Raw genomic sequence first — 22,628 nt, forward strand, 5'->3', positions numbered from 1 at the left:
TTGAGCACATGGAAGAGCATTCAGATAAGGAAAAAACCGCCAATAAAGCCCTGACGTTAAAAGTGGCAGAAGCGTTAAGCAAAGATGTTGGGCGCTCGTTTGCGCGGATGGGGCCTGAAGATATTAAACTGTTAGGTATGGATGTCGGCGATATTGTTGAAATAGTCGGCAAGCGTCGTACAGTAGCCAAGCTCATGCCTGCTTATAAAGAGATGCGGGGTAAAGGTCAGGTTCAATTAGATGGAATTACCCGACAAAATGCGGGTGTTAAATTAGATGAGCAACTGACCATTCAACCGGTTAGAGCACGCCATGCAGAGCGCTTGGTGATTGCGCCAATCACTTTTACTCCTAAACAACGAGACTTGGATTATATTTGCAATTTAGTGGATGGGTTGCCCGTTATGGAAGGCGACCGGATTCATGTTCCCTTATTTGGTCGTGGCTCTGCTGACTTTCGGGTACAAAGTACCGTGCCACGAGGTGCTGTGCTAATAAACCCAACCACGGAATTAAGTGTTGGTAAGTCTCAGGAAAATGAACCCACAATTACAGCTTCTTATGAAGATGTAGGTGGTTTAAAAAACCAATTACATCGTATTCGTGAGATGATTGAGCTACCTCTGCGTTACCCAGAAGTATTTGAACGATTGGGTATTGATGCCCCTAAAGGAGTGCTACTCCATGGGCCTCCAGGTTGTGGTAAAACCTTAATAGCACGGATTATTGCTCAGGAAACAGAAGCCAATTTCTTTTCTGTCAGTGGCCCGGAAATTGTCCATAAGTTTTATGGCGAAAGTGAAGCAGCTTTACGCAAAGTATTTGAGCAAGCCAGTAAAAAAGGGCCCAGCATCGTCTTTCTCGATGAAATTGATGCGATTGCTCCTCGCCGTGATCAGGTGACAGGTGAAGTAGAAAAGCGGGTGGTTGCTCAATTATTAGCGCTGATGGATGGTCTTAATAAGCGCAATAATGTCATTGTGATTGCAGCGACTAATTTGCCGAATGCATTGGACCCGGCTTTAAGACGGCCAGGACGCTTTGATCGGGAAATTGCGATTCCCATTCCTGATCGCCACGGTCGGCTGGCTATTTTAGAAATTCATAGCCGCGGTATGCCATTAGCAGAAGATGTTGAGCTTACGCAGCTGGCAGATAGCAGTCATGGTTTTGTCGGTGCTGATTTAGAAGCCTTGTGTCGTGAAGCTGCAATGGTTGCCTTACGTCGTATTTTACCCGATATTAATTTTACTTTAGAGGAAATACCCTCTGAGCAACTGTTAAATCTTCAAGTACAGATGGACGACTTTTTAGCGGCCATGTGTGAAGTTGAGCCTTCAGCTATTCGTGAGGTGTTTGTCGAAGTACCCGATGTACATTGGGATGATGTAGGGGGGATGGAAAAGGTTAAAAAACACCTTAAAGAAGCAGTTGAGTGGCCGCTGAAATACCCAGAGTTATTTCAGCAAGCAGGCGTCAATCCACCTAAAGGGTTGTTATTAGGTGGGCCGCCTGGTGTAGGAAAAACGCTGGTGGCTCAAGCGGTTGCAAATGAAAGCGGGGTGAATTTTATCAGTGTGAAAGGCCCTGCATTAATGTCCAAGTATGTGGGTGAATCAGAACGAGCAGTGCGGGAAGTTTTCCATAAAGCCAGACAAGCGGCACCTTGTATTATATTTTTTGATGAAATTGACAGTTTGGTACCTGCACGAAGTGCTGCTGGGACAGACTCCCATGTATCAGAGCGGGTATTAAGTCAGTTTTTAGCAGAAATGGATGGCATTGACGAGCTAAAAGGGGTGTTTGTGTTAGGCGCCACCAATCGTACAGACTTAATTGATCCTGCCATGTTAAGGCCTGGGCGATTTGATCAAGTGGTAGAAATAGGATTACCCACTTCTTGGGATCGAGAACAAATTTTTGCTATTCACTTACGAACTAAACCTGTGGTATCTAGCGTATCAGCAGCCAGCTTAGCTGATCAGGCGGTAGATTTCAGCGGGGCAGATATTGCGGGGGTGTGTAACCAGGCCGCTATCGCTGCTATCCGGCGAGCCATTGCATCGATGGATGAGGCGGGTGAGGTTCAGATTTCGATTAGTGAAGCTGATTTTGCTGCAGCGTTAGAAGAAGCCTGGAAACATGAGCATGGCTGATGAGGCTGCGGATTTAACATTATTAACTGATGAGGCCATTTATCTATATGGTTTTATTCAGCCGCAGGCATTACCTGAGCCAATTAGGCTAGCAGGGACTGCCGGTGCCCCAGTAATTATTTATTATCAGCAACAGCTAGCTGCGGTCATTAGCAAGGTGCCAGTTGATGTATTTATTGGAACAGAAGCTGAGCAGCGGTTGCAAGATCCTGACTGGCTGACCCAACAGGCTTGTCAGCATGAACAAGTGGTGGAACAAGTGTGGCAGCATGTGCCTATTTACCCAGTGCGCTTTGCTACCTTGTTTTCGTCTACCCGTCAGCTAGCTGAGCAAATGGTTTGCCAGCAACACGGCATTAAACAATGTTTGATGAAATTTGCTGTATGTAATGAGTGGGCAGTAAAAGGGTTTCTTGATAGGCAGCAAGCACAGTCAGCATTGTGGGAAATAACTTGTCAGCAACAGCAGTCAAAACTGTCTCTCTCGACAGGCATACGGCACTTGCAGGAGCAACGTTTACGTCGGGAGCTTGGCAAACAAGTTAATCAATGGCTAAACGGCACTTGTCAGATATTTGCTAATGAATTATCCGCGTTGGCTAGAGAATGGTGCCAACGAAAGGTAGTGACAAAACAGGCAGAATTACCTGATGGTAGTCAGGTAGAAACTATATTAAATCTAGCATTTTTAGTTAATACTTCTCAGCAGGATATCTTTTTACAAAAAATAGCAGAGCATAATAATCGCTGGCAAGCATATGGCTTGCAATTCAGCTGTACTCGCTGGCCACCCTATAGCTTTTGTCGAACTACTTTTACCCCTGATGCACTCAACGCGGCCTCATGAAATGCTTGCTCTATTGTTTATTTCAAAAACCACAACTAGCTGACGTCGTTGTAGACTTACCTGTTGGAGTTCAAGGGGAAAAAGTACTGGTTGCGAATTATCTTGATCTTTTTGCTGCTTATAGTTTTTACACTAATGTTCAGCATCAACAAGTCAAGTTAGCTAACAGTGAAAGTAGTCAGAAAACACCAGTTATTCGTGAAGCATTAGTTTTTAGTCAGATAATTGAAATGCTTCATCAGCAGTATACATTAATTCCCATTCGTTTTGGTTGTTACCTAGATAATGAACAACAGTTGATTAAGCATCTTAATAACAACTATCAGCAATATACGACGCAGTTAGCTTCACTGAATAATCTTACAGAGTTTAGTATTAAAGCGATTTTGCCCACACAAACCAGTAAAATAAAATCAGAGCGGCTTGATCAAGGGGCGTTGAAAGACGAACTATCAAATGATAACAAACAAGTAGCTGGAAAAGCATATCTACAAACCAGACAGTCTTATTATAATGAAACAACTAATAATATCGAACTAAACTTATTAATTGAACGTATTAATGGTACGTTTCAGGGGCTCTATTATCAATGCCAATCGGAAGTTAACACACAAGCAGGGCAGCGAATATTATCAATTTATTACCTGGTTGCTAAAAAAACAATAAAATCATTTAATATGGCATTTCAGCAGCTAGTGTCAACATCAAGTAATTGTCAAAAATTGTTACTGAGTGGGCCTTGGCCTCCTTATAACTTTGTTACGAAGCCCGTTATAAAACCCACTATATTAGTAAATTAAAAAATAAAAATAGGGTATCAGGTAGCATGTTAACAGATATTCAGTGTTTGACTTTACCAGATAAGATGCAGCTTTACAGTATTTTATTGGATGCAATTCCTTCGTCTATTTTAGTCTTGGATGGCAGTTTACGAATAGTGTCTGTTAACAGAAATTTCTTAGAAAAAAGTCAACGGTTGATGAAGGATACTATTAGTCGACGATTAGAGGAAGTATTTCCAGCAGTTATTTTAGAACATACCAGTATAAAGAAACAAGTGTATGATTGTTTTGAAAAAAAACGGGTGGTGCGAGGGCATCGAATGACCTATCGTGCCCCAGGTATACCCATTCGTACTTATTATTACAGTATTTTACCGATTGGGGCGGATGAAAGTGTTCGGCTGGTTGTCCTGCTAATGGAAGATGTGACAGAGCAAGTACGTTTAAGTGAAGAAGTACGACGAATGGAGCGCCATTTAGCCAGCGTCGTTGAAAGTGCTCAAGATATTGTATTATCCACTGATCTATCTGGCAGGATTCTTACTTGGAATTCAGCTGCAGAAAAATTATCAGGATTTAAGTTCAATGAGGTCAAAGGTCATTGCTGGTCAGAATTTTGTAGCCAAGTAGCAAACATTACGGGGTTTCTGGAGCAAATTTGTTTTGGTAGTGATGTCCATACCGCTGAATGGGAACTTATCACCAAAGAGAATCAGATGATTCCCGTATCATGGGTGGTATCACCGATGATGGATGACTATCGAAAAGTAGTTGGTTTTGTTGCAGTGGGACGGGATTTAACTGAACAACGTAAATTAGAGTATCAACTAAGACAATCACAAAAAATTGCTGCTTTAGGGGTAATGGCTGGAGGGATCGCTCATGAAATTCGTAATCCATTGGCGATCTGTTCATCTGCTGCTCAGTTTCTTCAGGAGGAGTCTTTACCGACTCATTTTGCCAGAGAGTGTGCAGATAAAATACAAGTCAGTATTGAAAAAATTTCTTCTATTATAGAAAACTTATTGCGATTTTCTCGACCGACAACAGCATCAGAGATGGTATCGGTTGATTTGGTTAAAGTTGTTCAAGAAGCACTAACGTTAATTGCCAGTCATGCAAAAGTACAAAATATTTGTGTTAATAGCCAGTTTCCGAAACAGTTGGTGTTAGTGAGTGGCGTGGCTAGTTTATTACAGCAGGTTTTTTTAAATTTATGCTTAAATGCTGTGAATGCGATGCCTAATGGTGGAACCTTAACCGTTAGCTTTTTTCTTTATTCTGATTGTGTTGAAGTACAAGTGGAAGATACCGGTGTTGGGATAAATCCAAAGGATTTTGATAAAATATTTGATCCATTTCATACTACATCACCGATAGGAAAAGGCACGGGATTAGGTCTTACCATTTGTTATTCAATTATTAAGCAACACTTTGGTCACATTTTAGTGGAAAGCTATTTAAATCAAGGCAGTAAGTTTACGGTTAAACTACCTTTGCAACAAAAGGACAGTTAATTTTGCTAAAAAAAGCAGATTATCTTGTTGTGGATGATGAGCCTGATATTTGTTGGGTAATGAAACGAATTCTAGGTTCGGCAGGTGGTAGTGTAGTCACTTTACAAACAGGAGAGGAGGTCTTGGCGCTTATTAAAAGCCATGCTTTTGGTAGAGTATTTATGGATGCCAAACTACCTGATATTGAAGGCTTGGAGCTGGCTCGACAAGTTCATGAATTGGTCCCTTCACTACAAATTGTACTGGTTTCTGGTTATTACTATAAAGATGATCCCACTATCCAGCAAGCATTGTCAGATGGCTTAATTTATGATTTTATTGCAAAGCCTTTTACCCATAATGATATTTTAAAAATGCTTTAATGAAGTTGAGAAATGATCAGTTTTCCCAAAAAATCAAGTTATCTAACCTGATTTTTTAATAAAAACATAGAAAAATGCATACTCTATGCAGTCCATTGAAATCAGCGGCTTTAGTATTTTTATGGGTGTTACAATTTGTACCCAAGTCTGTTTGTCAAATTTCTGAAATTGCTGGTGTTACATTGCTCTATATCCTTTTAACTATCAAGGCTTGTGAATAACTGAAGTAAACTGTTTAGCTAGAGTCTTTGATAGCTAATAAGCTAGTGTCCTAAATTTTTGCTCTTTATTTCCAGTAGCTATGGAGTAGAGTCCCTATTATGGTTTTTGTGCCATAGCAAATATTGGATAAATTGACTAATGTCTATTAATAAGTTGGTTAGGTGTGTGATTAAAGTTGTTGAAATCTCAGTGAGCTAAAATATTTATAATGAAAATGAAGTATGGCATTGCCTATGCTAAAGTATTTTCATAGAAGTGGCGTTGGCCATTTCTGCTGACGAAAAATAAACTTTTTAACGTTAAAATAGGGAGATTTACATGGCTACTATTCAAAAATCAACTGATTCTTCTGGACTAGCTGAAGTAGTCGATCGTATTTTGGATAAAGGTATTGTAGTTGACGCGTGGGTTAAAGTTTCATTAGTGGGTATTGAATTATTATCTGTTGAAGCACGTGTTGTTGTTTCTTCAGTTGAAACTTATCTGAAATATGCCGAAGCTATTGGTTTAACTGCCAGTGCTGCTGCACCAGCCTGAGTATAGTGCTCTCTGGGGGCTGAATAGCTCCCAGTATATCCTCAATACTCTTCGAGAATAATTTTTATATCCTAGTGATCCTACACTAAGAAAAAGCAATACAGCCAGGGAATAAATGGAGAAGAAGTTGTTATTTTCGTTAAGCACGCAAGATAACCTTCATTTGTAAAAAGTATTGCTGGAAATTGTCGACAGACAGTTATGTTTCAATAACTTTTCGCAATGAATATCATTTTATCTTTATACCTGAATATGAATTGTGATGAGTATATTTTATTAATAATAAATTATTAATGGCTGCTGTTACTTAGGTTTAATTATTTTATAAAGCAATATAAATTTGTAGTTAAAATATAGTATTGTGTATTAAATTAATTTTTGGGAGTGGATAGAGAATGACTAATAATCAAGCGGGTGTTAGTGGGGTTGCAGTGGCTAAATTACCAGCTAATGAAGATAAAATTATTCCAACAGCCAGCGATAAGTTTGTTCTTACCCCTTATGTTGAGGAAATTGTTCAACGGGCACAGGGTTATTTAAAAGCGGGTTATCCAGTACATTTTGCAGGACCAGCAGGTACTGGAAAAACAACCTTGGCATTCCATGTAGCAGCTTCGCTCAGAAGACCAGTGACACTGGTGCATGGTAACGATGAGTTTGGCAGCTCTGATTTAATAGGTAAAGATGCCGGCTACAGTAAAAAACAAGTAATTGACAATTTTATTCATTCTGTGGTCAAACGAGAAGAGGAAATGATGCAGCTATGGGTAGACAACCGCCTAACATCTGCCTGTCGTAATGGTGATACCTTAATTTATGATGAGTTTAATCGATCTCGACCTGAAGCAAATAATGTATTACTCAGTGTCTTGTCTGAAGGTGTATTAAACTTACCTGGACTTCGTCATAGAGGAGAAGGCTATCTTGATGTTCATCCTGATTTTCACGCAATTTTTACTTCTAACCCGGAAGAGTATGCAGGAACCCATAAAGCACAAGATGCATTGCTGGATAGAATGATCACTATTAGACTTGAGCACCCTGACTTAGAAACAGAAATAGAAATTGTTTCGAAGCGTTCAGGTATTGAGTGGAGTGAAGCTCAGCGTATAGTAAGAGTGATGCGCACGTTACGAAAAGTGAAAAAAAATCAATTTAAAACCACGATTCGTTCTGGTATTGCTGTTGGCAAAGTGCTAGCCCAGTCTGGTGGACAAGCTCGGTGGGATAATAGTAATTTTCGCCGTACTTGTTATGACCTTTTTAATGTTGTAACAACAAATACATCGGCTAATAATATAAAACACAGAGAACAACTCATCAGTGAAGTAATAAGAAAGATATGCTCGGTGAAACTTATTAAGCTGGATAAAAACTAATCAGGAGAGTTGTTATGGGAAGCCCGACCAAAGCAAGGCCTGGCATGGCTGACATCAAAACAATGAGTGGGAAAGCTGATCAGCGACATCTGTCTTATCGCTCTTACTTTAAACTAGGGGCACTGGAAATACAGCGGATGAGAAAACTCAAGGAACGTGAGGCAGCCATGTCTCGAATTGATAATATTGATAGATGCCTCAACCGAATTGACCATGAGTTAACTGAATTACGCAACCAGTTGAATAGCTGTACAGATACATTACAGAAAAAAGACTTACAAAATACTAGTCAGCCAGAATCACTGGTCAATAATGGCTTGCGTATTGACTATTAACGTATTGATTCTTTAAAAGAGTGGTAATTTCTCGGTCAATGCCTATACTTCGAAAAGCAATTACTATAGGCGCCCTTATAATAGTAAATCCATTATTTGTATTGACTCACTAGGAAAATAAAAAAATACACCTTAAGCAAGCCAGCAAGGAGCAGCTGATCATGAAAATTAATTGTACTTCCTGTGGTCATAGTATTGATTTAGGTATTAATTATGATGACTATCAAGGCCCGGTAAAGTGTTGGGTGTGTTCTGCCATGCTTGAAGTAAAAGCTGAGTCTGGACAAGTTAGGTCAGTGATTCCTTGGTCGAGGGTGTCAGAACCCAAACAATATGAAGAAGCAATATCGCCATCTTCTACTAAGCGTATAATACAATAGGAAGGTAGCTATGAAAAAGCGTAATCTGCGTAGTGCTAAATATATTTACGCTTTAAAAGCGGCTACTGATAAGAAGCAACTGTCGTTAACAGGAATCAACAAAGCATCTGTATATATAGTCAACGGTGGTAAAGTTGCTGCAGTAGTCAGTGATATATTGTCACCCAAAGTGAGGCCTGAAAGGCGAAATTTAGCGGCTCATCGAGAAGTACTTAAATATTTTACTGAAAAGGAAACAGTACTGCCAATGCGCTTTGGGGTTATCACTAGCAGTACGCAGTTAATTCAACAGTTGTTGGGAAGTAATGAAGATTTGATTATAACAGCTCTCAGTGAATTAGGTGGAAAAGTAGAAATGGGGCTGCGGGTTAAGTGGAAAGTCGGTAATATTTATGAATACTTTGTTAATCATTACCCGCAGTTAAGAGAAGCAAGAGATAAATTGTTGTCTAAACAACAAAGCAACAATGCAAAGCTTAAAAATAGAGATGAGAAAATAGCAGTAGGAAGCTTGTATGAAAAACTGCTTAATCAGGAACGAGATGCTCACCAGAAAGTCATAGAGACGATGTTGCAGCCGTGTTGTCGTAAAATTAAAAAATTACAGCCCAGTAATGAGTTTGAAATTGTCAATTTAGCCTGTTTAGTTGATCGGGCAAATCTTGAGGAGTTAGAGCAGAATATTAATGATACAGCAACGCAACTCAGTAATGATTGCCATATCGATTTTTCTGGACCTTGGGCACCGCATAATTTCGTTGACCTGGATTTAAAGGTATTGGCAAGTTAACTTAGAGTTAATCTTGGTTCGTAAGGCGTATATATTCCAAATGCCTTGAACCTTTTATACAAAGTGAAATAGTCGAGGAGGAAATAACAATGTTTTTAATTGATGACCTTCTCTTAGCACCATATAAAGGTGTTAAATGGATTTTTAAAGAAGTTTACCGACTGACCCAAGAAGAGCTGGAAAGTGAATCAGAACAAATAACTCAGGCATTAACAGAGTTGTATAGGAAATTAGAGTCAGGTGACATAACTGAAAAGCAGTTTGATGAAGAAGAACAAGTATTACTTGATCGACTGGATGAAATTGAAGCGCTGTTGAATCAGTCAGATGATGAGGACGAAAGTGAATTTGATGGAGAGCTTGATAGTGATACAGCAATAACCGATGAGCAAGTTTTAGTTAAGAATGAAGAATAATTTATGAGTATGTAATTGTAATCATTTTTTAAGCAAAAAAATCAAGCAATGACTATTGATAACTTACTAGAGCAGGAAGCAGATCAAACATCGTTACTAATAGAAGACGTTGAGCGTCTTACACTATGTGAGACTCTTGATCGGGTGCTTAATAAAGGAGCAGTAGTCGTTGGAGAAGTCACTCTTTCAGTTGCAAATATTGATCTTATTCATATTAGTCTGCAAATGGTGCTTAGCTCAATTGAAACAGCAATGAAATATCAAATTGGTAGGGATAACTCAAACGTATGAAGCAGCAGGTTAAAGTATCGTCTGATTATTTAGTGGACTTTGCTGAAATAATGACTACTGATTTAACTGACAAAAAAGATTGTTTCAGTCAGCCACCAGCTACAGTTGCACAACGCGTTAATGTCGATACCGATCAAGTTAAGAATGGCTTGGGGCAATTAGTATTAACCCTGGTTAAGCTACTTCATGAATTACTCGAAAGACAAGCTATTCGTCGTATGGAGTCTGGCTCTTTAACAGATGAAGAAATGGAGCAATTAGGTATTGCGTTGATGCAACAAGCAGCAGAAATTGACAGGTTATGTGAGGTATTTGGTTTAACAGAAGAAGATTTAAACCTGGATTTAGGGCCTCTTGGTCAATTGCTGTAAGTAAGAAACTATTTGAAGGAGTCAATACATGGCATTGCAAAATCAGCAAGGCCTTCGCCATGCAACGGAAACCACTTCTGTTGCTGATTTATTGGAACGAATCCTTGATAAAGGTATTGTTATTTCTGGAGATATTAAAATAAAACTGGTTGATATCGAGTTACTGAGTTTAGAAATTCGTTTAGTGGTTTGTTCTGTTGATAAAGCCGTGGAGCTGGGTTTAGACTGGTGGAAAGGTAATTCTGCTTATCAGGCTACAGCTGTCGATGGGGGGGCTGCTGAAGTCACTAATCAGTCAGTGGGTTTGCAGCAGCAATTAAAGCAGATTGATGATCGGCTTGCACGGCTTGAAAATAAAACGACTGGCTGAGGTTAACTGTACTCTGCGATGTGAATATATGTTGCTTTATTTTTAGTCATATTAGTTTTTGGGTAACCACTTGGCAACTTTCTCTTTATTGGCGCTTAGCCAACGTTCGGCACTTTTTTCTGGGGTCATGCCACTATTTATCCACACCATGACTTGAGCAATATCTGCTGGTGTCCATTCAAAAGCATTTAAAATGGCAGCCGCTTGTGGTTTGTCTGTTTGTAGGCCTTTTCGGGCAATGGTATGAATGAATTCTTGTTTGCCATAAATACCTTTGGGGTCAGCTAAGTACTTCAGGTCAAATTTTGCAAATTTCCAGTGAGGTGTCCAGCCAGTGACAACAATCGGTTTGCTGTTATTAATTGCTTCAGTTAGGGCTTGTGTCATTGTCGTACCACTGCCTTCCATTAATTCAAAGTTCAGTTGATATTCTTTTAGTGCTAGGCGAGTTTTTTTCATTAATCCTGCCCCAGGATCAATCCCAATAATTTTACCTTCTAACTCAGTGACCATAGAGTTAAGCTCAGTGATGGAGTTAATAGGTAAGCTGGAAGGAACGACCAATCCAATTCGGGTACCCGTTAGGTTCGGACCAAAGTCGTTAATACCTGCACGGTTTTGTTCAAGGTAATGGGCATGAGTACTAGGTAGCCAAGCAGCCACCATAGCATCTGCAGTACCACTCCCCACACTTTTCCACATTTCATCAGCAGTGACTGGTTTGATCGATACGTTGTAACCAACAGACGTTAATAAAGCCTTCATTACATGGGTACTAGCAATTTCACTAGCCCATTCAACATAGACCAGGCTAATAGGACCTTTCGGTTCTGAGGAAACAGTTTTTTCTTCAGGTTCTTTCTCACATGCGGTAAGCAATAACAATAAACTGACAGTGAAAAGTAGGCGTAATCGAGAAATGAAAAAAAGCCACATGGTTTTAGCCCGATGTTTTAGCCCGATATCGGGCTTGAATAAACTATAGCACCTGATTGTGCAGTTGACTTTTTAAAATGTAATTAACATGACAGGCTGGTTTCATGTATTATGTTAGTCTTAAATTGAATAGAGTAGTTGGGCCTTTAAAAAAACAATTAACAGTAATTAACAAGCCATTGACAAAAAGCGACTCGAATAGCTCAGCAAAAAGATTTTTTCGCGGGATGAATAGGAACTAACTGTATGCCAAAGCTTGGAATGGGGCCGATACGGCGCAAACAATTAATTGAGGCAGTATTAAATTGCATCGATGAGTGGGGGCTTTCAGAAACTACTACCCAACGGATCAGTAAACAGGCTCAGGTATCTGCAGGCATTATCAATCATTACTTTTCTGGTAAAGATGGCTTATTGGAAGCAGCCATGCGGCAAATTCTGAAAGATTTGCAATTGGGTGTAAAAGCCAGGCTATCAACCATTCCACAAGAAGACTTTAAAGCACGAGTGCACGCAATAATTGATGGGAATTTTGATCACACCCAAATGACATCAGCTGCTCGCAAAGCCTGGTTGGCTTTTTGGGCAGAAGCTATGCATAAGCCTGAGCTACGCCGCTTACAAAATGTAAATGCTAAACGTTTAGTCAGTAACCTAACCTTTGAATTAAACAAAGCATTTCCCCGCTCACAAGCACAACATATGGCTGAAGTAATTGCTGCCGCTATTGATGGTGTTTGGCTGCGTGAAGCATTAAATATTACGCCTTCTGACGTGGCCACTTCGCGAAAAAAAGTCGAAGATGTATTTCACCTGTTTCTCACCCGATACGAGCATTAAGCTTATCTGATTACCTTATCTGGTTAAACGGTTGGTCAAGACCAGCCGTTGTTAAGGGCACCTCTAATAATTCTATGTTGGATTTTCCTGTTTAATTGCCAATTGACTGGTATAGCCTGCCTTTTTATCTCTATAATTTTTTAAGCAGATCCAATGAACGTTGTCAAAGTAAGGGAGTTAGCTTTTTTAATATATTTGGATAAAGAACCTTAATCGATTCAGTGGCATGTTTTTTGTATGGATGACAGTGACATGTGACGATCAACCGCGAGAAATGTTGAATTATTGACGGGTAAAGGAATGGCTGACAATAAAGAGCAGGAACAGGCTCAGGAAGAAGAAAAAGAAGCGGGTGGTAACAAAAAGCTAATAGTGTTTATTGTTATTGCTTTATTATTGATAGGGATTTCAATAGGTGTAACCATCTTTTTGATGATGGGAGGGGATGAGGAAAGTACTGAAACAGAGCAACCGACAGAGCCTGTTAAACAGCCTGCGGTTTATCAGTCTTTGGATCCACCATTTGTGATTGATTTTAATGTGTCAGGAAGACAGCGATTTTTGCAGGTGAATTTAACCGTAATGGGACGTGATGCTGAAGCCCTGGAAGGCTTGAAAAAGCATATGCCGTTAATTCGCAATAATTTGGTGTTATTAATCGGTGGTTTTGAGTACCAATCTTTGCAAACAGAAGAGGGCAAAGAAAAACTACGAGAGTCAATAACCAAGTCAATCCAGGAAGTGTTGGAAAAGGAAATTGGTAAGCCTGGAATTGAACAAGTGCTATTTACCAATTTTGTAATGCAATAGAGTGCTTAAATAGCAGTGGCGACTTAAATCAGTGATTATGCGGTGAGTGGTGTACTATGCAAGACTTACTGTCACAAGACGAGATTGATGCCCTCTTAGGTGGTGTTGATGACGGCGCTGTTGAAACCGAGGGTGATGAGAGTCCGGATGGGGTGGCATCCTATGACCTGACCAGTCAGGATAGGATTGTACGTGGCAGAATGCCCACCCTGGAAATGATTAATGAACGGTTTGCCCGTTATACCCGTATTAGCATGTTTAATATGCTAAGGCGTACGGCAGATGTTGCTGTGGGTGGGGTGCAAGTCATGAAGTTTGGTGAATACGTTCATACCCTATATGTGCCTACCAGCTTAAATTTAGTCAAAATAAAACCGTTGCGTGGTACGGCATTGTTTATTCTGGATGCCAAGTTGGTTTATAAATTGGTGGATAACTTTTTTGGCGGTGAGGGATTACATGCCAAAATTGAGGGTCGTGAATTTACGCCAACTGAAAACCGGGTGGTTCAAATGGTGCTTAACCAGGTCTTTGTGGATTTAAAAGAGGCCTGGAACCCCGTTATGAAAGTGTTGTTTGAATATATCAATTCGGAAGTTAACCCTGCTTTAGCGAATATTGTCAGCCCCAGTGAGGTAGTGGTGGTCAGTACCTTCCATATTGAGTTGGAAGGTGGAGGGGGAGATATGCATATTACCATTCCCTATTCGATGATTGAGCCTATTCGAGAAGTCCTTGATGCCGGGGTGCAAAGTGATGTAGATGATCGAGATGAACGTTGGGTGCGCTCACTTAGGCGGGAAGTGTTGGATATTAATGTTGAGATGAGTGCCACCATCATGAAACAAGAACTCAATCTGAGGGATATTTTAAATTTGGAGGAAGGAGATATAATCCCAGCTGAATTGCCTCCTTATATTGTGCTAACAGCGAACCAAATTCCTATTTTTAAAACACGATTGGGGATATTCAAAGAAAACTTAGCGTTTCAGATTATTTCATCAATTTCCAGACCTAAATAACGACGGGTAGGTAAGGAGGCACAGCAGAATACTATGGCAGATTCCGAAGAGCCGAATGAAACCACTGAAGGTGAAGCTAGTCCAGAGGATTTGGCTGATGAGCTAAGCACTAACCAGGATGATGCAGATCTGGCCGCAGAGTGGGCAGCAGCCCTCGAAGAGTCGGGAGATGGAGACCAGGCTGATATTGATGAGTTAATGAGCCAGGCTGATGGTGGTGATGATTCGCAGCCAATGGTAATGGATGAATTTGCTGGGGTTGAAAGCTTTGGCGAAGGTGACGAAGGACCCAGTTTAGATGTTATCTTAGATATTCCGGTTATTATCACAATGGAAGTGGGCGGCACAGAAATTACTATACGTAATCTGTTGCAGTTAAACCAGGGATCAGTAATTGAATTGGATCGCCTGGCGGGGGAACCGTTAGATGTAAAAGTCAATGGTACCCTGATTGCGCATGGCGAAGTGGTTGTGGTCAATGAAAAATTTGGTATTCGGTTAACTGATGTTATTAGTCCAACAGAGCGTATTAAAAAACTTCGGTAAATTTGCAGTTATTTCTTTGGGTAGTTTTTTTTGCCAATGGGGGTGGGCTGCAGAAAATACCAAACCTGATGATGGCTTAGGTATTTCAGCACTTGTTCAGGTAGCATTATCGTTACTTTTAGTCATTGCGGCTATTGCAGGCTTGGCTTGGTTAGTGAAAAAAATGCAGCATTTTCAGCCTATGTCCCAGTCATCAATGCGAGTGGTGGCAAGCTTGGCATTAGGGCCGCGGGATCGAGTGTTGTTAGTTCAGGTGGGTGAGCAGCAAGTATTACTCGGTGCTTCACCTGGGCGAATCAATATGCTGCATGTGTTTTCTGAGCCTGTTATTGATGCTAGCTCCATTCCGGCAGCAGGAGCAGACTTTTCCAGTACATTAGCAAAACTATTAAAGCAAAAATCATCATGAAGCAGTGGTTACCTGATAAGTGCAATCCTTGGCTATGGCTTGTAGGCGCTGGTTTATTTATTTGCCAACCTGCAACAGCGGTGGATTTGGGGATTCCTGCGCTGAAGGTAACCACGTTGCCGGATGGTCAACAGGAATATACGGTGACTATCCAAATTTTAGCCATCATGACCGCATTAACGCTGTTACCAGCTATTGTGATGATGATGACTTCCTTTACTCGCATTATTGTCGTGCTAGCCATTTTACGCCAGGCACTGGGGTTACAGCAAACGCCTTCAAACCAGATAATGGTTGGGTTAGCACTGTTTTTGACGTTTTTTATTATGACGCCGGTTTTGCAGGAAGCGAATAAAGTAGGTTTACAGCCGTACTTGAATGAACAATTGACGTCTGCAGATGCATTGCATAAAGCCAGTGAGCCTTTTCATGCTTTTATGTTGGCACAAACCCGTGAGTCAGATTTAGATTTATTTATTCGCATTGCTGATGAGAAGCACTTTAATACCCCTCAGGATGTGCCTTTTTCCATCTTAGTACCGGCGTTTGTGACCAGTGAATTAAAAACAGCTTTTCAAATTGGCTTTTTGTTGTTTATCCCTTTTTTAATGATCGACTTAGTGGTGGCCAGTGTATTAATGGCGATGGGAATGATGATGCTGTCGCCATTGATTGTTTCACTACCCTTTAAAATTATGTTGTTTGTGATGGTAGATGGTTGGGCAATGATAATGGGTACATTAGCAGCCAGTTTTGGTGCGAGTATTTAACTATCGTAGGGTACGAAAAATGAGTCACTATTATGGAACCGGCCTCTGTAAATGATATTTTTCGCGAAGCACTTTTTATCATTGTTCAAATGGTAGCAGTGATTATTACTCCCAGTTTAATCGTGGGGTTGGTGGTGAGCGTATTTCAAGCAGCTACTCAAATTAACGAACAAACTTTAAGCTTCTTGCCTCGGTTATTAGTGACTTTACTGGCGGTTTTGTTCACAGGGCCTTGGTTATTAAGAAAACTACAGGAGTTTTTCGAAAATCTTTTGTTTGAAATTCCCAATCTAATTGGCTGATTATTATAGCCAAAGCGAATGGCTTTTAGGGGAGGCCGTCAAGCGATGAAGCCCTTTTTATAAATGATTGGGGTGAAGAGAGTTTAATGCGCCTGCATAAACTGCATTCCCACCATCCTTGGTGGTCAGCGACGACAACAAACCCCTTGTGCCCTAGGGGTATAAAAGTCATTCGAGAAGGGTATAGGTTTAGTTTGATTCATTATCAACTAGAAGACATCCAGTTATTGCTGGCACAAATATTGTGGCCATTATTTCGAGTAGCAGGTATTTTAATGGTGATGCCGATTTTCGGTACCCAGCTGGTTCCTATGCGGGTTCGCGCATTCTTTGCTATTTTGGTGACATTATTAATTGCGCCGATTATTCCTACTGGCCCGAAAGTTGACCTAATTTCAATACTAAGCATGGTTATTATTGCTCAGCAGGTATTAATTGGCTTATTGATGGGATTTGCATTACAGGTGTTTTTTCACTTATTTGCGGTTGCCGGGCAGATGATTTCGATGCAAATGGGGCTTGGATTTGCTTCCCTTAATGACCCTGCCAATGGTGTGAATGTAGCGGCTGTAGGCCAGTTTTTTTTAATCCTTTGTTCATTATTATTTTTAGCGATGAATGGACATCATGTGGTGTTTGAAGTACTAGTAGAAAGTTTTCGTACAATTCCTATTGGCCAGTTTGTTCCATTCCATCATTTTATTGAGTTAGTGATGTGGTTTAGCTGGATTTTTGCTAGTGCTTTGCTTATTGCGTTACCCGTAGTGATTGCCATGTTGATTGTAAATATTGCCTTTGGAGTGATGACCAAAGCGGCTCCCCAATTGAATGTGTTTGCATTAGGTTTTCCTATCTCAATGATTTTTGGTTTATTTGTAACCTGGGTAGGGGTGAGTAGCGGTTTGTTGGCACAATACAGCCGTTTTACTGAAGCGGCATTGTTTATGCTTAGAAGTCTAATACAGCCATAATTTTGGCTAACAATTTTTTGAGAACCAGCTTTTAACGTATTTTTTTCAAGCTGTAGTATTTGCAGTCGCAGTAATCTTGCGACGGCCTCGAAAGGTGTGAGGGTATGGCTGAGGACAAAGACAACAGTCAGGAAAAAACGGAACAGCCGACCCAGAAGCGCTTGCAAGATGCTCGGAAAGAAGGGCAAGTTGCTCGCTCTAAAGAGCTATCAACTATGGCACTGTTGATGCTGGGCGTATCCAGTCTGTTTCTTTCAGGCCATTTTTTGGCAACTAAACTGGCTGGTATTATGCGGTTAAACTTTGCCTTTGAAAGAGAGATCGCTTTTGACACCACACGGATGTTTCAGTATTTAGCTGAATCCATTTCAGCTGTGACCTTTGCCTTATTACCCTTATTTATCACTTTATTATTAGCTGGGTTAGCGTCTCCGATTTTGGTGGGCGGGTGGATATGTAGTGGTAAATCGTTACTACCTAAATTAAACAGAATTGATCCGTTGAGTGGGCTTAAACGGATGTTTTCTTTGAAGTCACTGGTAGAACTAATTAAGGCGATTGCCAAAGTGTTGGTAGTGACAGCGTTTGTATTATTGGTATTGTTTGTTAGGCAAGATGACTTATTAGCGTTAGGTAAAGAAAACATCATGCAGGCCATTGTGCATGGTAGTTGGATTTTAGGTTGGGCCAGTTTAGCGATTTGCTCTAGCTTGATTTTGATTGCCCTGATTGATGTGCCATTTCAGGTTTGGGAGCATCAGCGAAAATTGAAAATGACTAAACAGGAGGTAAAAGACGAGTTTAAAGATACTGAGGGTAAGCCAGAAGTTAAAAGCCGTATTCGACAGTTGCAACGTGATTTAGCGCAACAACGAATGATGGCAGAAGTACCAAAAGCAGATGTGGTTATTACTAACCCGACTCATTTTTCTGTTGCTCTTAAATATGATCCAGAGCAAGCTGATGCACCTTACCTCATTGCCAAAGGTGTTGATGAAGTGGCTCTCAAAATCAGAGAAATTGCTAAAGAACATGAAGTGGTTATGTTAGAAGCACCACCTTTATCTCGTGCTATTTATTACAACACCAAAATTAATCAGCAAATACCTACAGCACTGTATATGGCTGTTGCACAGGTATTGGCTTATGTCTATCAGTTAAAACAATACCGTAATGGCCAAGGGCAAAAACCAGGACCTGTTCCTAAAGTAACGGTGCCTGACGAGCTTCAAAAATAAAAAGCCCTTACTATGACTCTAAGTTTAGAAAAATTATCGACAAAAAATGTGTAATAAGTGTGAAATAAAGAAGATGCTTGTCAAATAAATTTACATTTTATTGTTTTGTTTAATTAGGCTTGCAATTAGTGTCCAGTGTTTTATGTGTTTTTGAGATAATGGTATGCCTTTTGCTTTAGAGGAGAATGCATTTAAGATCGTCATATTGATGAAATAAAATAGAAAAGGAATCGTCAAGTCATGGTTACAGCCATCTTCAACAGGATTAGATCTGTCTTTAACCTGCTGCACTATTATTCATCCACGTTATCTATCAAAAAATTATTACTGCGCGATAGAAATTAACCTTTTACTCGTTTTGTTAACTCTCCCCCAGTTTGCTGGTTTTTTCCAGCTTTTAGGATGAGAGAAAATAGTCTTTTTTGAAGTGGGTACTTTTTCAAACTCAAAGAGTGAGTTTAGATACACGTATAGCAAAAAATAGACTATGAATTAGTTATTAAAGAATTATTTATAAATGCTGACATGTGGTGAATGGCTTTCAAAAGCCATTGCCTTTAATAGCGATAACTATTAATAGCAAAAACTATCAAAGGCAAAAGCACTAAATAGTTAAGATATAGCCAGTAATTAACACGATGTGGAGAGTAGTTAGATAATGACAAGATGGATAAGTTTCCTGTGCTGTCTCCTGTTTTTGGGGCAGGAAGCTGCTAATGCTGCCCGACTAACACAAGAAGAAAAACGGCTATCTGAGGCTAACCGAGCTCATCAAACGTTATTTAATGGGGAAAAACGTTTTGTCTCAGCAAAAGAGTGTGGTGCTTGTCACCCCAAACAATACCGTGAGTGGTCTGTATCTCCCCATGCCTATGCACAATTAAGTCCCATTTTTAATGCGATGCATGCCACAACGGTTAAGTTAACTAATGGTACTACAGGTGATTTTTGTATTCGTTGTCATACACCGGTAGGAATGGCAATGGAAGAGCCAATTTTTATTGAAAATAAATACCGACACCCTATTTCTCGGGAAGGTGTTACCTGTGTTGCTTGTCACAGAGTCAATCAGGCTTATGGTAAATTCAGTGGCAGAATTAATCTGGCTGAAGGTGATTTAACTAAACCGATTAGTGGGCCAAGAGTTTCAGAAAATAAAGGCTTTGAAAAACTATTAAAAGATCCAGAGGTTGGATTAACCACTGAATTTCAGGCACCAGGTATTGAAGTTCATGGCAAAATTGAGCCTTTCTTTGATTTAGTAAAACCTCAATTTTGTGGTACTTGTCACGATGTTAACTCAATGACCCAACTGCGTCTGGAAGAAGCTTATTCTGAATATCGTGCTTCTCCTGCTGCGAAAAAAGGCATTAGCTGTCAGGATTGTCATATGGGTAAAGAGCCAGGAGTAGTTTCTGGCTATGAACAAGGCCCAGCGGCTACTTTTGAGAAAGCCCATGGCTCTACTTACCATTCTCCCACTCGGCGCTTAACTGACCACAGTTTTATCGGTCCAGATTATTCTGTTATTCATCCTGGTATTTTCCCTCATAACCCGACGGCTGATCGTTTTATCCGTAAACGCTTTCGTAAATATTTAAAAGGCTGTCATGACGGCACTGAAAAGCAGCGGAAAAAAAGCCAAAAGCGTAAAAAGACTTGCTTAACTGGCATTGATATCTGGAGCAAGTTTAATCTGGCTGATGGCTGGGGCACACCAGCATTTGAAAAGGCAATACCTGCTGGTTACCGTTTTCCCAAAGTCTGGTCGAAGAGTAAAGATCGGATTACTGCCTGGCAGGAGGTGATTCAACCTAATTTACAGTTGTTGTCCGAAGCTCACGAAAAGCGGCTGACTGTATTACAAAATGGCTATCAGTTAGGTGCTGCTGAAGTCAGTCGTGGCTGGCTGGGTGATCCGATTGTGAAAGTTGAGCTAGTGAATGGCACAGATGGCCATATGGTGCCGACTGGCTTTATCGGTGAACGGCTGGTTTACCTCAACGTGAAAGTCCAGGATGCTGCTGGTCAGGTCGTGTTTGAGTCAGGTGATCTAGACCCTAATGGCGATGTACGAGATCAGCACTCCTTGTATGTGCACGATGGCAAGCTCCCGCTTGATGATCAACTGCATAACTTGCAAGCTCGATTCTTAACCAGAAACTTACGGGGTAGTGAGCGAGAAGCCATTATACCGATTAATCACTCGCAAACGGCCTTGCCATTTTTACGCCCGGCCACTTCACCTACTACGTTGCAAGGTCGCCCCCAAGGTGCGCGTATTCATAAGCGCAGCTTGCCTCCTAACGGTCGACGTTGGGTGGAATATCAGATACCTAAAAACAAAATCAAACCAGGCCAGCGTTATACCGTGGAGGTTAATTTATACGCTCAAATGGTGCCGGTTAACTTAGTACATACGATTGCTGACGTAGGCTTTGACTATCAAATGACAACTGAGCAAGTGGTCAAACAATTGGTAGCTGGCAAATTATTACTTTGGCAGCAGCAGATTGATCTTAGCCGTAAAGGTAAGCAACAGAATGTAGCGAAGCGTATGGCATTGCCTGAAAACCATCTTTATACCCCAGCTTATTACCAGCAAGGCAGGAGTAACGTGCAAGGGGGGCAGCAAAATGACTAAAGTAGCTGTACTAACTGTGGGGCTGGTTTTGAGTGGGGCAGCTGAGCTGGCTTTGGCTGCTGATACAACCAATGAAGAAAATGATTCAGCGCGCACAGCGGGTGGGTTGGCCATTTTGCCTGAGCGACCAGCCCCTTTATTAGAGTTAAATGAGCCATTTTTAGCCCCAGCAACATTATCAAAAGGCTGGGAACTGCCTACGGGTGCTGTGTGGCGACCCAGTTTATGGGTATTTGGTCGCTATCAATCGGCGTTGCAGTATTTTGATAATGGCGAAACTGACCAGGCGGAGTGGGCTAATCGATTGGATCTGTTTTTTAACCTACGATTGACTGGCACGGAGCGAATATTAGTTGGCTTTAGGCCGCTCGATCGTGATGGCAGACAGTATGCTGGCTATACCTTTAAGCCAAACGAAAATGAAGGCTGGGATGGTGACTTTGATACCGATGTCAGTGTTGCTTTTTTTGAAGGAGATATTGGCGAAATATTTCCTGTGCTGTCAGAAAAAGGTTACCAGGCTGCTGATATTGGCTTTGCCATTGGCCGCCAGCCATTGAATATTCAAAATGGTATTTTAATCAATGATACTTTGGATGGGGTTGGAGTTACCAAAAACACTTTATTTTTAGGTAATTTAGTAACGAATTTTCGCCTAACCGGGTTCTATGGCTGGGGCAGTATTAATGACTTCAATCAAGAGCCCATTGGTGGTACGAAAATATATGGCTTATTTTCTGCCTGGGATACCTATTCCACTACGATGGAAGTTGACCTTGCTTACCGCGAGTCAGATGACAGCCATGATGGCTATTGGCTTGGTCTGGGCAGCACCCAACGATTTGGCCACCTGAATACAACTTTTCGCTTTAATTTTTCAGATGCATCTGACTTACCTGAGTCAGGAAGCCAAATAGAAACTACCCGACGAGATGGTTATTTGTTATCTGCTGAGCTTTCTCTGACCCCTGCAGCAACCCATGATCTGGCATATGTAAACTTATTTCACAGTGAAAAAAATTATGTGTCATTGGCTCGTGATCGAGGCAATGGTGGGCCTTTGGCTTCAATGGGGATTTTATTTGCTGGCGCAGGAATTGGTAACTATGGTGCCGCACTTGATCCCACTGCGAATAAAGCCTCAGGGTTTGCTATGGGCTATCAATGGCAACTCGCTAAGCAACGTCAACTGACTCTAGAACTGGGTGGTCGTTATAGCCATTTAACTCAAGAACAAAGCGCAATGGCGGTAGGGATGCGATACCAGCAGCCAATTGGCAATCGAACCCTCGTGCAGGTGGATATGTTTCATTCTGCACAAAAGCGTCGAGATGATGCCAATGGGATACGGGTAGGGTTGCAAGTCAATTTTTAAAAATAACGCA

Annotated in this window: 26 protein-coding genes; 25 read left to right on the top strand and 1 reads right to left on the bottom strand. The window is 40.9% G+C overall.

Features of this window, described 5'->3' with window-relative positions; genetic code table 11:
- The first annotated feature begins 8 nt into the window (after positions 1-8).
- The 14 genes from ORQ98_RS05735 (at position 9) to ORQ98_RS05800 (ending at position 10,755) form a co-directional block, all read left to right on the top strand.
- A complete protein-coding gene (locus ORQ98_RS05735; protein WP_274687829.1) occupies positions 9-2,156 on the top strand; it encodes a CDC48 family AAA ATPase in 2,148 nt (715 codons plus the stop codon).
- Positions 2,149-3,003 carry a GvpL/GvpF family gas vesicle protein gene (locus tag ORQ98_RS05740; RefSeq protein WP_274687830.1) on the top strand — a complete coding sequence of 285 codons (855 nt, stop codon included), beginning with the start codon at positions 2,149-2,151 and terminating at the stop codon, positions 3,001-3,003. Before ORQ98_RS05735 ends, ORQ98_RS05740 begins: the two co-directional genes overlap by 8 nt.
- The gene (locus ORQ98_RS05745; protein WP_274687831.1) at positions 3,000-3,803 is read left to right on the top strand and encodes a GvpL/GvpF family gas vesicle protein; all 804 of its coding nucleotides are present in this window, start codon (positions 3,000-3,002) and stop codon (positions 3,801-3,803) included. Before ORQ98_RS05740 ends, ORQ98_RS05745 begins: the two co-directional genes overlap by 4 nt.
- 26 nt (positions 3,804-3,829) lie before the next feature.
- Complete coding sequence (locus tag ORQ98_RS05750) at positions 3,830-5,302, top strand: PAS domain-containing sensor histidine kinase (RefSeq protein ID WP_274687832.1); 1,473 nt, start codon at positions 3,830-3,832, stop codon at positions 5,300-5,302.
- A 2-nt stretch (positions 5,303-5,304) separates the two neighbouring features.
- Entirely contained in the window at positions 5,305-5,664 is a 360-nt protein-coding gene (locus ORQ98_RS05755) for a response regulator (protein WP_274687833.1), read from the top strand.
- Between the two features lie 540 nt (positions 5,665-6,204).
- A complete protein-coding gene (gvpA, locus tag ORQ98_RS05760) occupies positions 6,205-6,423 on the top strand; it encodes a gas vesicle structural protein GvpA (RefSeq protein ID WP_163833110.1) in 219 nt (72 codons plus the stop codon).
- 395 nt (positions 6,424-6,818) lie between these two features.
- Positions 6,819-7,802 carry a gas vesicle protein GvpN gene (gvpN, locus tag ORQ98_RS05765; RefSeq protein WP_274687834.1) on the top strand — a complete coding sequence of 328 codons (984 nt, stop codon included), beginning with the start codon at positions 6,819-6,821 and terminating at the stop codon, positions 7,800-7,802.
- Between the two features lie 14 nt (positions 7,803-7,816).
- Positions 7,817-8,137: a hypothetical protein gene (locus ORQ98_RS05770; protein ID WP_274687835.1), complete on the top strand. Its 321-nt coding sequence runs from the start codon at positions 7,817-7,819 to the stop codon at positions 8,135-8,137.
- Positions 8,138-8,298: 161 nt separating this feature from the next.
- A complete protein-coding gene (locus ORQ98_RS05775; RefSeq protein WP_274687836.1) occupies positions 8,299-8,517 on the top strand; it encodes a hypothetical protein in 219 nt (72 codons plus the stop codon).
- Positions 8,518-8,527: 10 nt separating this feature from the next.
- Positions 8,528-9,307 (top strand): GvpL/GvpF family gas vesicle protein, encoded by a 780-nt coding sequence (locus tag ORQ98_RS05780; protein WP_274687837.1) that lies wholly within the window; start codon positions 8,528-8,530, stop codon positions 9,305-9,307.
- An 89-nt stretch (positions 9,308-9,396) separates the two neighbouring features.
- Positions 9,397-9,723: a gas vesicle protein GvpG gene (locus ORQ98_RS05785; RefSeq protein ID WP_274687838.1), complete on the top strand. Its 327-nt coding sequence runs from the start codon at positions 9,397-9,399 to the stop codon at positions 9,721-9,723.
- Positions 9,724-9,771: 48 nt separating this feature from the next.
- Entirely contained in the window at positions 9,772-10,014 is a 243-nt protein-coding gene (locus ORQ98_RS05790; protein ID WP_274687839.1) for a gas vesicle protein, read from the top strand.
- The gene (locus ORQ98_RS05795) at positions 10,011-10,385 is read left to right on the top strand and encodes a gas vesicle protein K (RefSeq protein ID WP_274687840.1); all 375 of its coding nucleotides are present in this window, start codon (positions 10,011-10,013) and stop codon (positions 10,383-10,385) included. The genes ORQ98_RS05790 and ORQ98_RS05795 overlap by 4 nt, the downstream gene beginning before the upstream one ends.
- 28 nt (positions 10,386-10,413) lie before the next feature.
- On the top strand, positions 10,414-10,755 hold the full coding sequence (locus ORQ98_RS05800) for a gas vesicle protein (protein WP_274687841.1): 342 nt from the start codon (positions 10,414-10,416) through the stop codon (positions 10,753-10,755).
- Positions 10,756-10,806: 51 nt separating this feature from the next.
- Here ORQ98_RS05800 and ORQ98_RS05805 read toward each other — a convergent pair whose 3' ends face one another.
- Complete coding sequence (locus ORQ98_RS05805; protein WP_274687842.1) at positions 10,807-11,691, bottom strand: glycine betaine ABC transporter substrate-binding protein; 885 nt, start codon at positions 11,689-11,691, stop codon at positions 10,807-10,809.
- 246 nt (positions 11,692-11,937) lie between these two features.
- Between ORQ98_RS05805 and betI the strand changes: the two genes are divergently transcribed.
- The 11 genes from betI (at position 11,938) to ORQ98_RS05860 (ending at position 22,618) form a co-directional block, all read left to right on the top strand.
- Complete coding sequence (gene betI / locus ORQ98_RS05810) at positions 11,938-12,531, top strand: transcriptional regulator BetI (protein ID WP_274687843.1); 594 nt, start codon at positions 11,938-11,940, stop codon at positions 12,529-12,531.
- 300 nt (positions 12,532-12,831) lie between these two features.
- A complete protein-coding gene (locus ORQ98_RS05815; RefSeq protein ID WP_274687844.1) occupies positions 12,832-13,341 on the top strand; it encodes a flagellar basal body-associated FliL family protein in 510 nt (169 codons plus the stop codon).
- Between the two features lie 56 nt (positions 13,342-13,397).
- Positions 13,398-14,363, top strand: a complete 966-nt coding sequence (gene fliM / locus ORQ98_RS05820; RefSeq protein WP_274687845.1) for a flagellar motor switch protein FliM — start codon at positions 13,398-13,400, stop codon at positions 14,361-14,363.
- Between the two features lie 33 nt (positions 14,364-14,396).
- Complete coding sequence (gene fliN, locus ORQ98_RS05825) at positions 14,397-14,909, top strand: flagellar motor switch protein FliN (RefSeq protein WP_274687846.1); 513 nt, start codon at positions 14,397-14,399, stop codon at positions 14,907-14,909.
- Positions 14,910-14,925: 16 nt separating this feature from the next.
- Positions 14,926-15,318 (top strand): flagellar biosynthetic protein FliO, encoded by a 393-nt coding sequence (gene fliO / locus ORQ98_RS05830; RefSeq protein WP_274687847.1) that lies wholly within the window; start codon positions 14,926-14,928, stop codon positions 15,316-15,318.
- Positions 15,315-16,088 (top strand): flagellar type III secretion system pore protein FliP, encoded by a 774-nt coding sequence (gene fliP / locus ORQ98_RS05835; RefSeq protein WP_274687848.1) that lies wholly within the window; start codon positions 15,315-15,317, stop codon positions 16,086-16,088. Before fliO ends, fliP begins: the two co-directional genes overlap by 4 nt.
- 32 nt (positions 16,089-16,120) lie before the next feature.
- Positions 16,121-16,390 carry a flagellar biosynthesis protein FliQ gene (gene fliQ / locus ORQ98_RS05840; RefSeq protein WP_163833124.1) on the top strand — a complete coding sequence of 90 codons (270 nt, stop codon included), beginning with the start codon at positions 16,121-16,123 and terminating at the stop codon, positions 16,388-16,390.
- Between the two features lie 86 nt (positions 16,391-16,476).
- Positions 16,477-17,361, top strand: coding sequence for a flagellar biosynthetic protein FliR (gene fliR, locus ORQ98_RS05845; RefSeq protein ID WP_274687849.1), 885 nt, complete (start codon positions 16,477-16,479; stop codon positions 17,359-17,361).
- A 104-nt stretch (positions 17,362-17,465) separates the two neighbouring features.
- Positions 17,466-18,599 carry a flagellar biosynthesis protein FlhB gene (gene flhB, locus ORQ98_RS05850; protein WP_274687850.1) on the top strand — a complete coding sequence of 378 codons (1,134 nt, stop codon included), beginning with the start codon at positions 17,466-17,468 and terminating at the stop codon, positions 18,597-18,599.
- 658 nt (positions 18,600-19,257) lie between these two features.
- Positions 19,258-21,243, top strand: coding sequence for a multiheme c-type cytochrome (locus tag ORQ98_RS05855; RefSeq protein WP_274687851.1), 1,986 nt, complete (start codon positions 19,258-19,260; stop codon positions 21,241-21,243).
- Positions 21,236-22,618, top strand: a complete 1,383-nt coding sequence (locus tag ORQ98_RS05860) for a hypothetical protein (protein WP_274687852.1) — start codon at positions 21,236-21,238, stop codon at positions 22,616-22,618. Before ORQ98_RS05855 ends, ORQ98_RS05860 begins: the two co-directional genes overlap by 8 nt.
- The last annotated feature ends 10 nt before the right edge of the window (positions 22,619-22,628 follow it).

Origin of the sequence: Spartinivicinus poritis, from assembly GCF_028858535.1 — a bacterium.
Lineage (GTDB): Bacteria > Pseudomonadota > Gammaproteobacteria > Pseudomonadales > Zooshikellaceae > Spartinivicinus > Spartinivicinus poritis.

What these genes read in the sequence shown, in the direction of transcription:
- ORQ98_RS05735 (WP_274687829.1), top strand. Translation starts at nt 9, where the DNA reads ATGGAAGAGCATTCAGATAAGGAAAAAACCGCCAATAAAGCCCTGACG.
- ORQ98_RS05740 (WP_274687830.1), top strand. Translation starts at nt 2,149, where the DNA reads ATGGCTGATGAGGCTGCGGATTTAACATTATTAACTGATGAGGCCATT.
- ORQ98_RS05745 (WP_274687831.1), top strand. Translation starts at nt 3,000, where the DNA reads ATGAAATGCTTGCTCTATTGTTTATTTCAAAAACCACAACTAGCTGAC.
- ORQ98_RS05750 (WP_274687832.1), top strand. Translation starts at nt 3,830, where the DNA reads ATGTTAACAGATATTCAGTGTTTGACTTTACCAGATAAGATGCAGCTT.
- gvpA (WP_163833110.1), top strand. Translation starts at nt 6,205, where the DNA reads ATGGCTACTATTCAAAAATCAACTGATTCTTCTGGACTAGCTGAAGTA.
- gvpN (WP_274687834.1), top strand. Translation starts at nt 6,819, where the DNA reads ATGACTAATAATCAAGCGGGTGTTAGTGGGGTTGCAGTGGCTAAATTA.
- ORQ98_RS05770 (WP_274687835.1), top strand. Translation starts at nt 7,817, where the DNA reads ATGGGAAGCCCGACCAAAGCAAGGCCTGGCATGGCTGACATCAAAACA.
- ORQ98_RS05775 (WP_274687836.1), top strand. Translation starts at nt 8,299, where the DNA reads ATGAAAATTAATTGTACTTCCTGTGGTCATAGTATTGATTTAGGTATT.
- ORQ98_RS05780 (WP_274687837.1), top strand. Translation starts at nt 8,528, where the DNA reads ATGAAAAAGCGTAATCTGCGTAGTGCTAAATATATTTACGCTTTAAAA.
- ORQ98_RS05785 (WP_274687838.1), top strand. Translation starts at nt 9,397, where the DNA reads ATGTTTTTAATTGATGACCTTCTCTTAGCACCATATAAAGGTGTTAAA.
- ORQ98_RS05790 (WP_274687839.1), top strand. Translation starts at nt 9,772, where the DNA reads ATGACTATTGATAACTTACTAGAGCAGGAAGCAGATCAAACATCGTTA.
- ORQ98_RS05795 (WP_274687840.1), top strand. Translation starts at nt 10,011, where the DNA reads ATGAAGCAGCAGGTTAAAGTATCGTCTGATTATTTAGTGGACTTTGCT.
- ORQ98_RS05800 (WP_274687841.1), top strand. Translation starts at nt 10,414, where the DNA reads ATGGCATTGCAAAATCAGCAAGGCCTTCGCCATGCAACGGAAACCACT.
- ORQ98_RS05805 (WP_274687842.1), bottom strand. Translation starts at nt 11,691, where the DNA reads ATGTGGCTTTTTTTCATTTCTCGATTACGCCTACTTTTCACTGTCAGT.
- betI (WP_274687843.1), top strand. Translation starts at nt 11,938, where the DNA reads ATGCCAAAGCTTGGAATGGGGCCGATACGGCGCAAACAATTAATTGAG.
- ORQ98_RS05815 (WP_274687844.1), top strand. Translation starts at nt 12,832, where the DNA reads ATGGCTGACAATAAAGAGCAGGAACAGGCTCAGGAAGAAGAAAAAGAA.
- fliM (WP_274687845.1), top strand. Translation starts at nt 13,398, where the DNA reads ATGCAAGACTTACTGTCACAAGACGAGATTGATGCCCTCTTAGGTGGT.
- fliN (WP_274687846.1), top strand. Translation starts at nt 14,397, where the DNA reads ATGGCAGATTCCGAAGAGCCGAATGAAACCACTGAAGGTGAAGCTAGT.
- fliP (WP_274687848.1), top strand. Translation starts at nt 15,315, where the DNA reads ATGAAGCAGTGGTTACCTGATAAGTGCAATCCTTGGCTATGGCTTGTA.
- fliQ (WP_163833124.1), top strand. Translation starts at nt 16,121, where the DNA reads ATGGAACCGGCCTCTGTAAATGATATTTTTCGCGAAGCACTTTTTATC.
- fliR (WP_274687849.1), top strand. Translation starts at nt 16,477, where the DNA reads ATGCGCCTGCATAAACTGCATTCCCACCATCCTTGGTGGTCAGCGACG.
- flhB (WP_274687850.1), top strand. Translation starts at nt 17,466, where the DNA reads ATGGCTGAGGACAAAGACAACAGTCAGGAAAAAACGGAACAGCCGACC.
- ORQ98_RS05855 (WP_274687851.1), top strand. Translation starts at nt 19,258, where the DNA reads ATGACAAGATGGATAAGTTTCCTGTGCTGTCTCCTGTTTTTGGGGCAG.
- ORQ98_RS05860 (WP_274687852.1), top strand. Translation starts at nt 21,236, where the DNA reads ATGACTAAAGTAGCTGTACTAACTGTGGGGCTGGTTTTGAGTGGGGCA.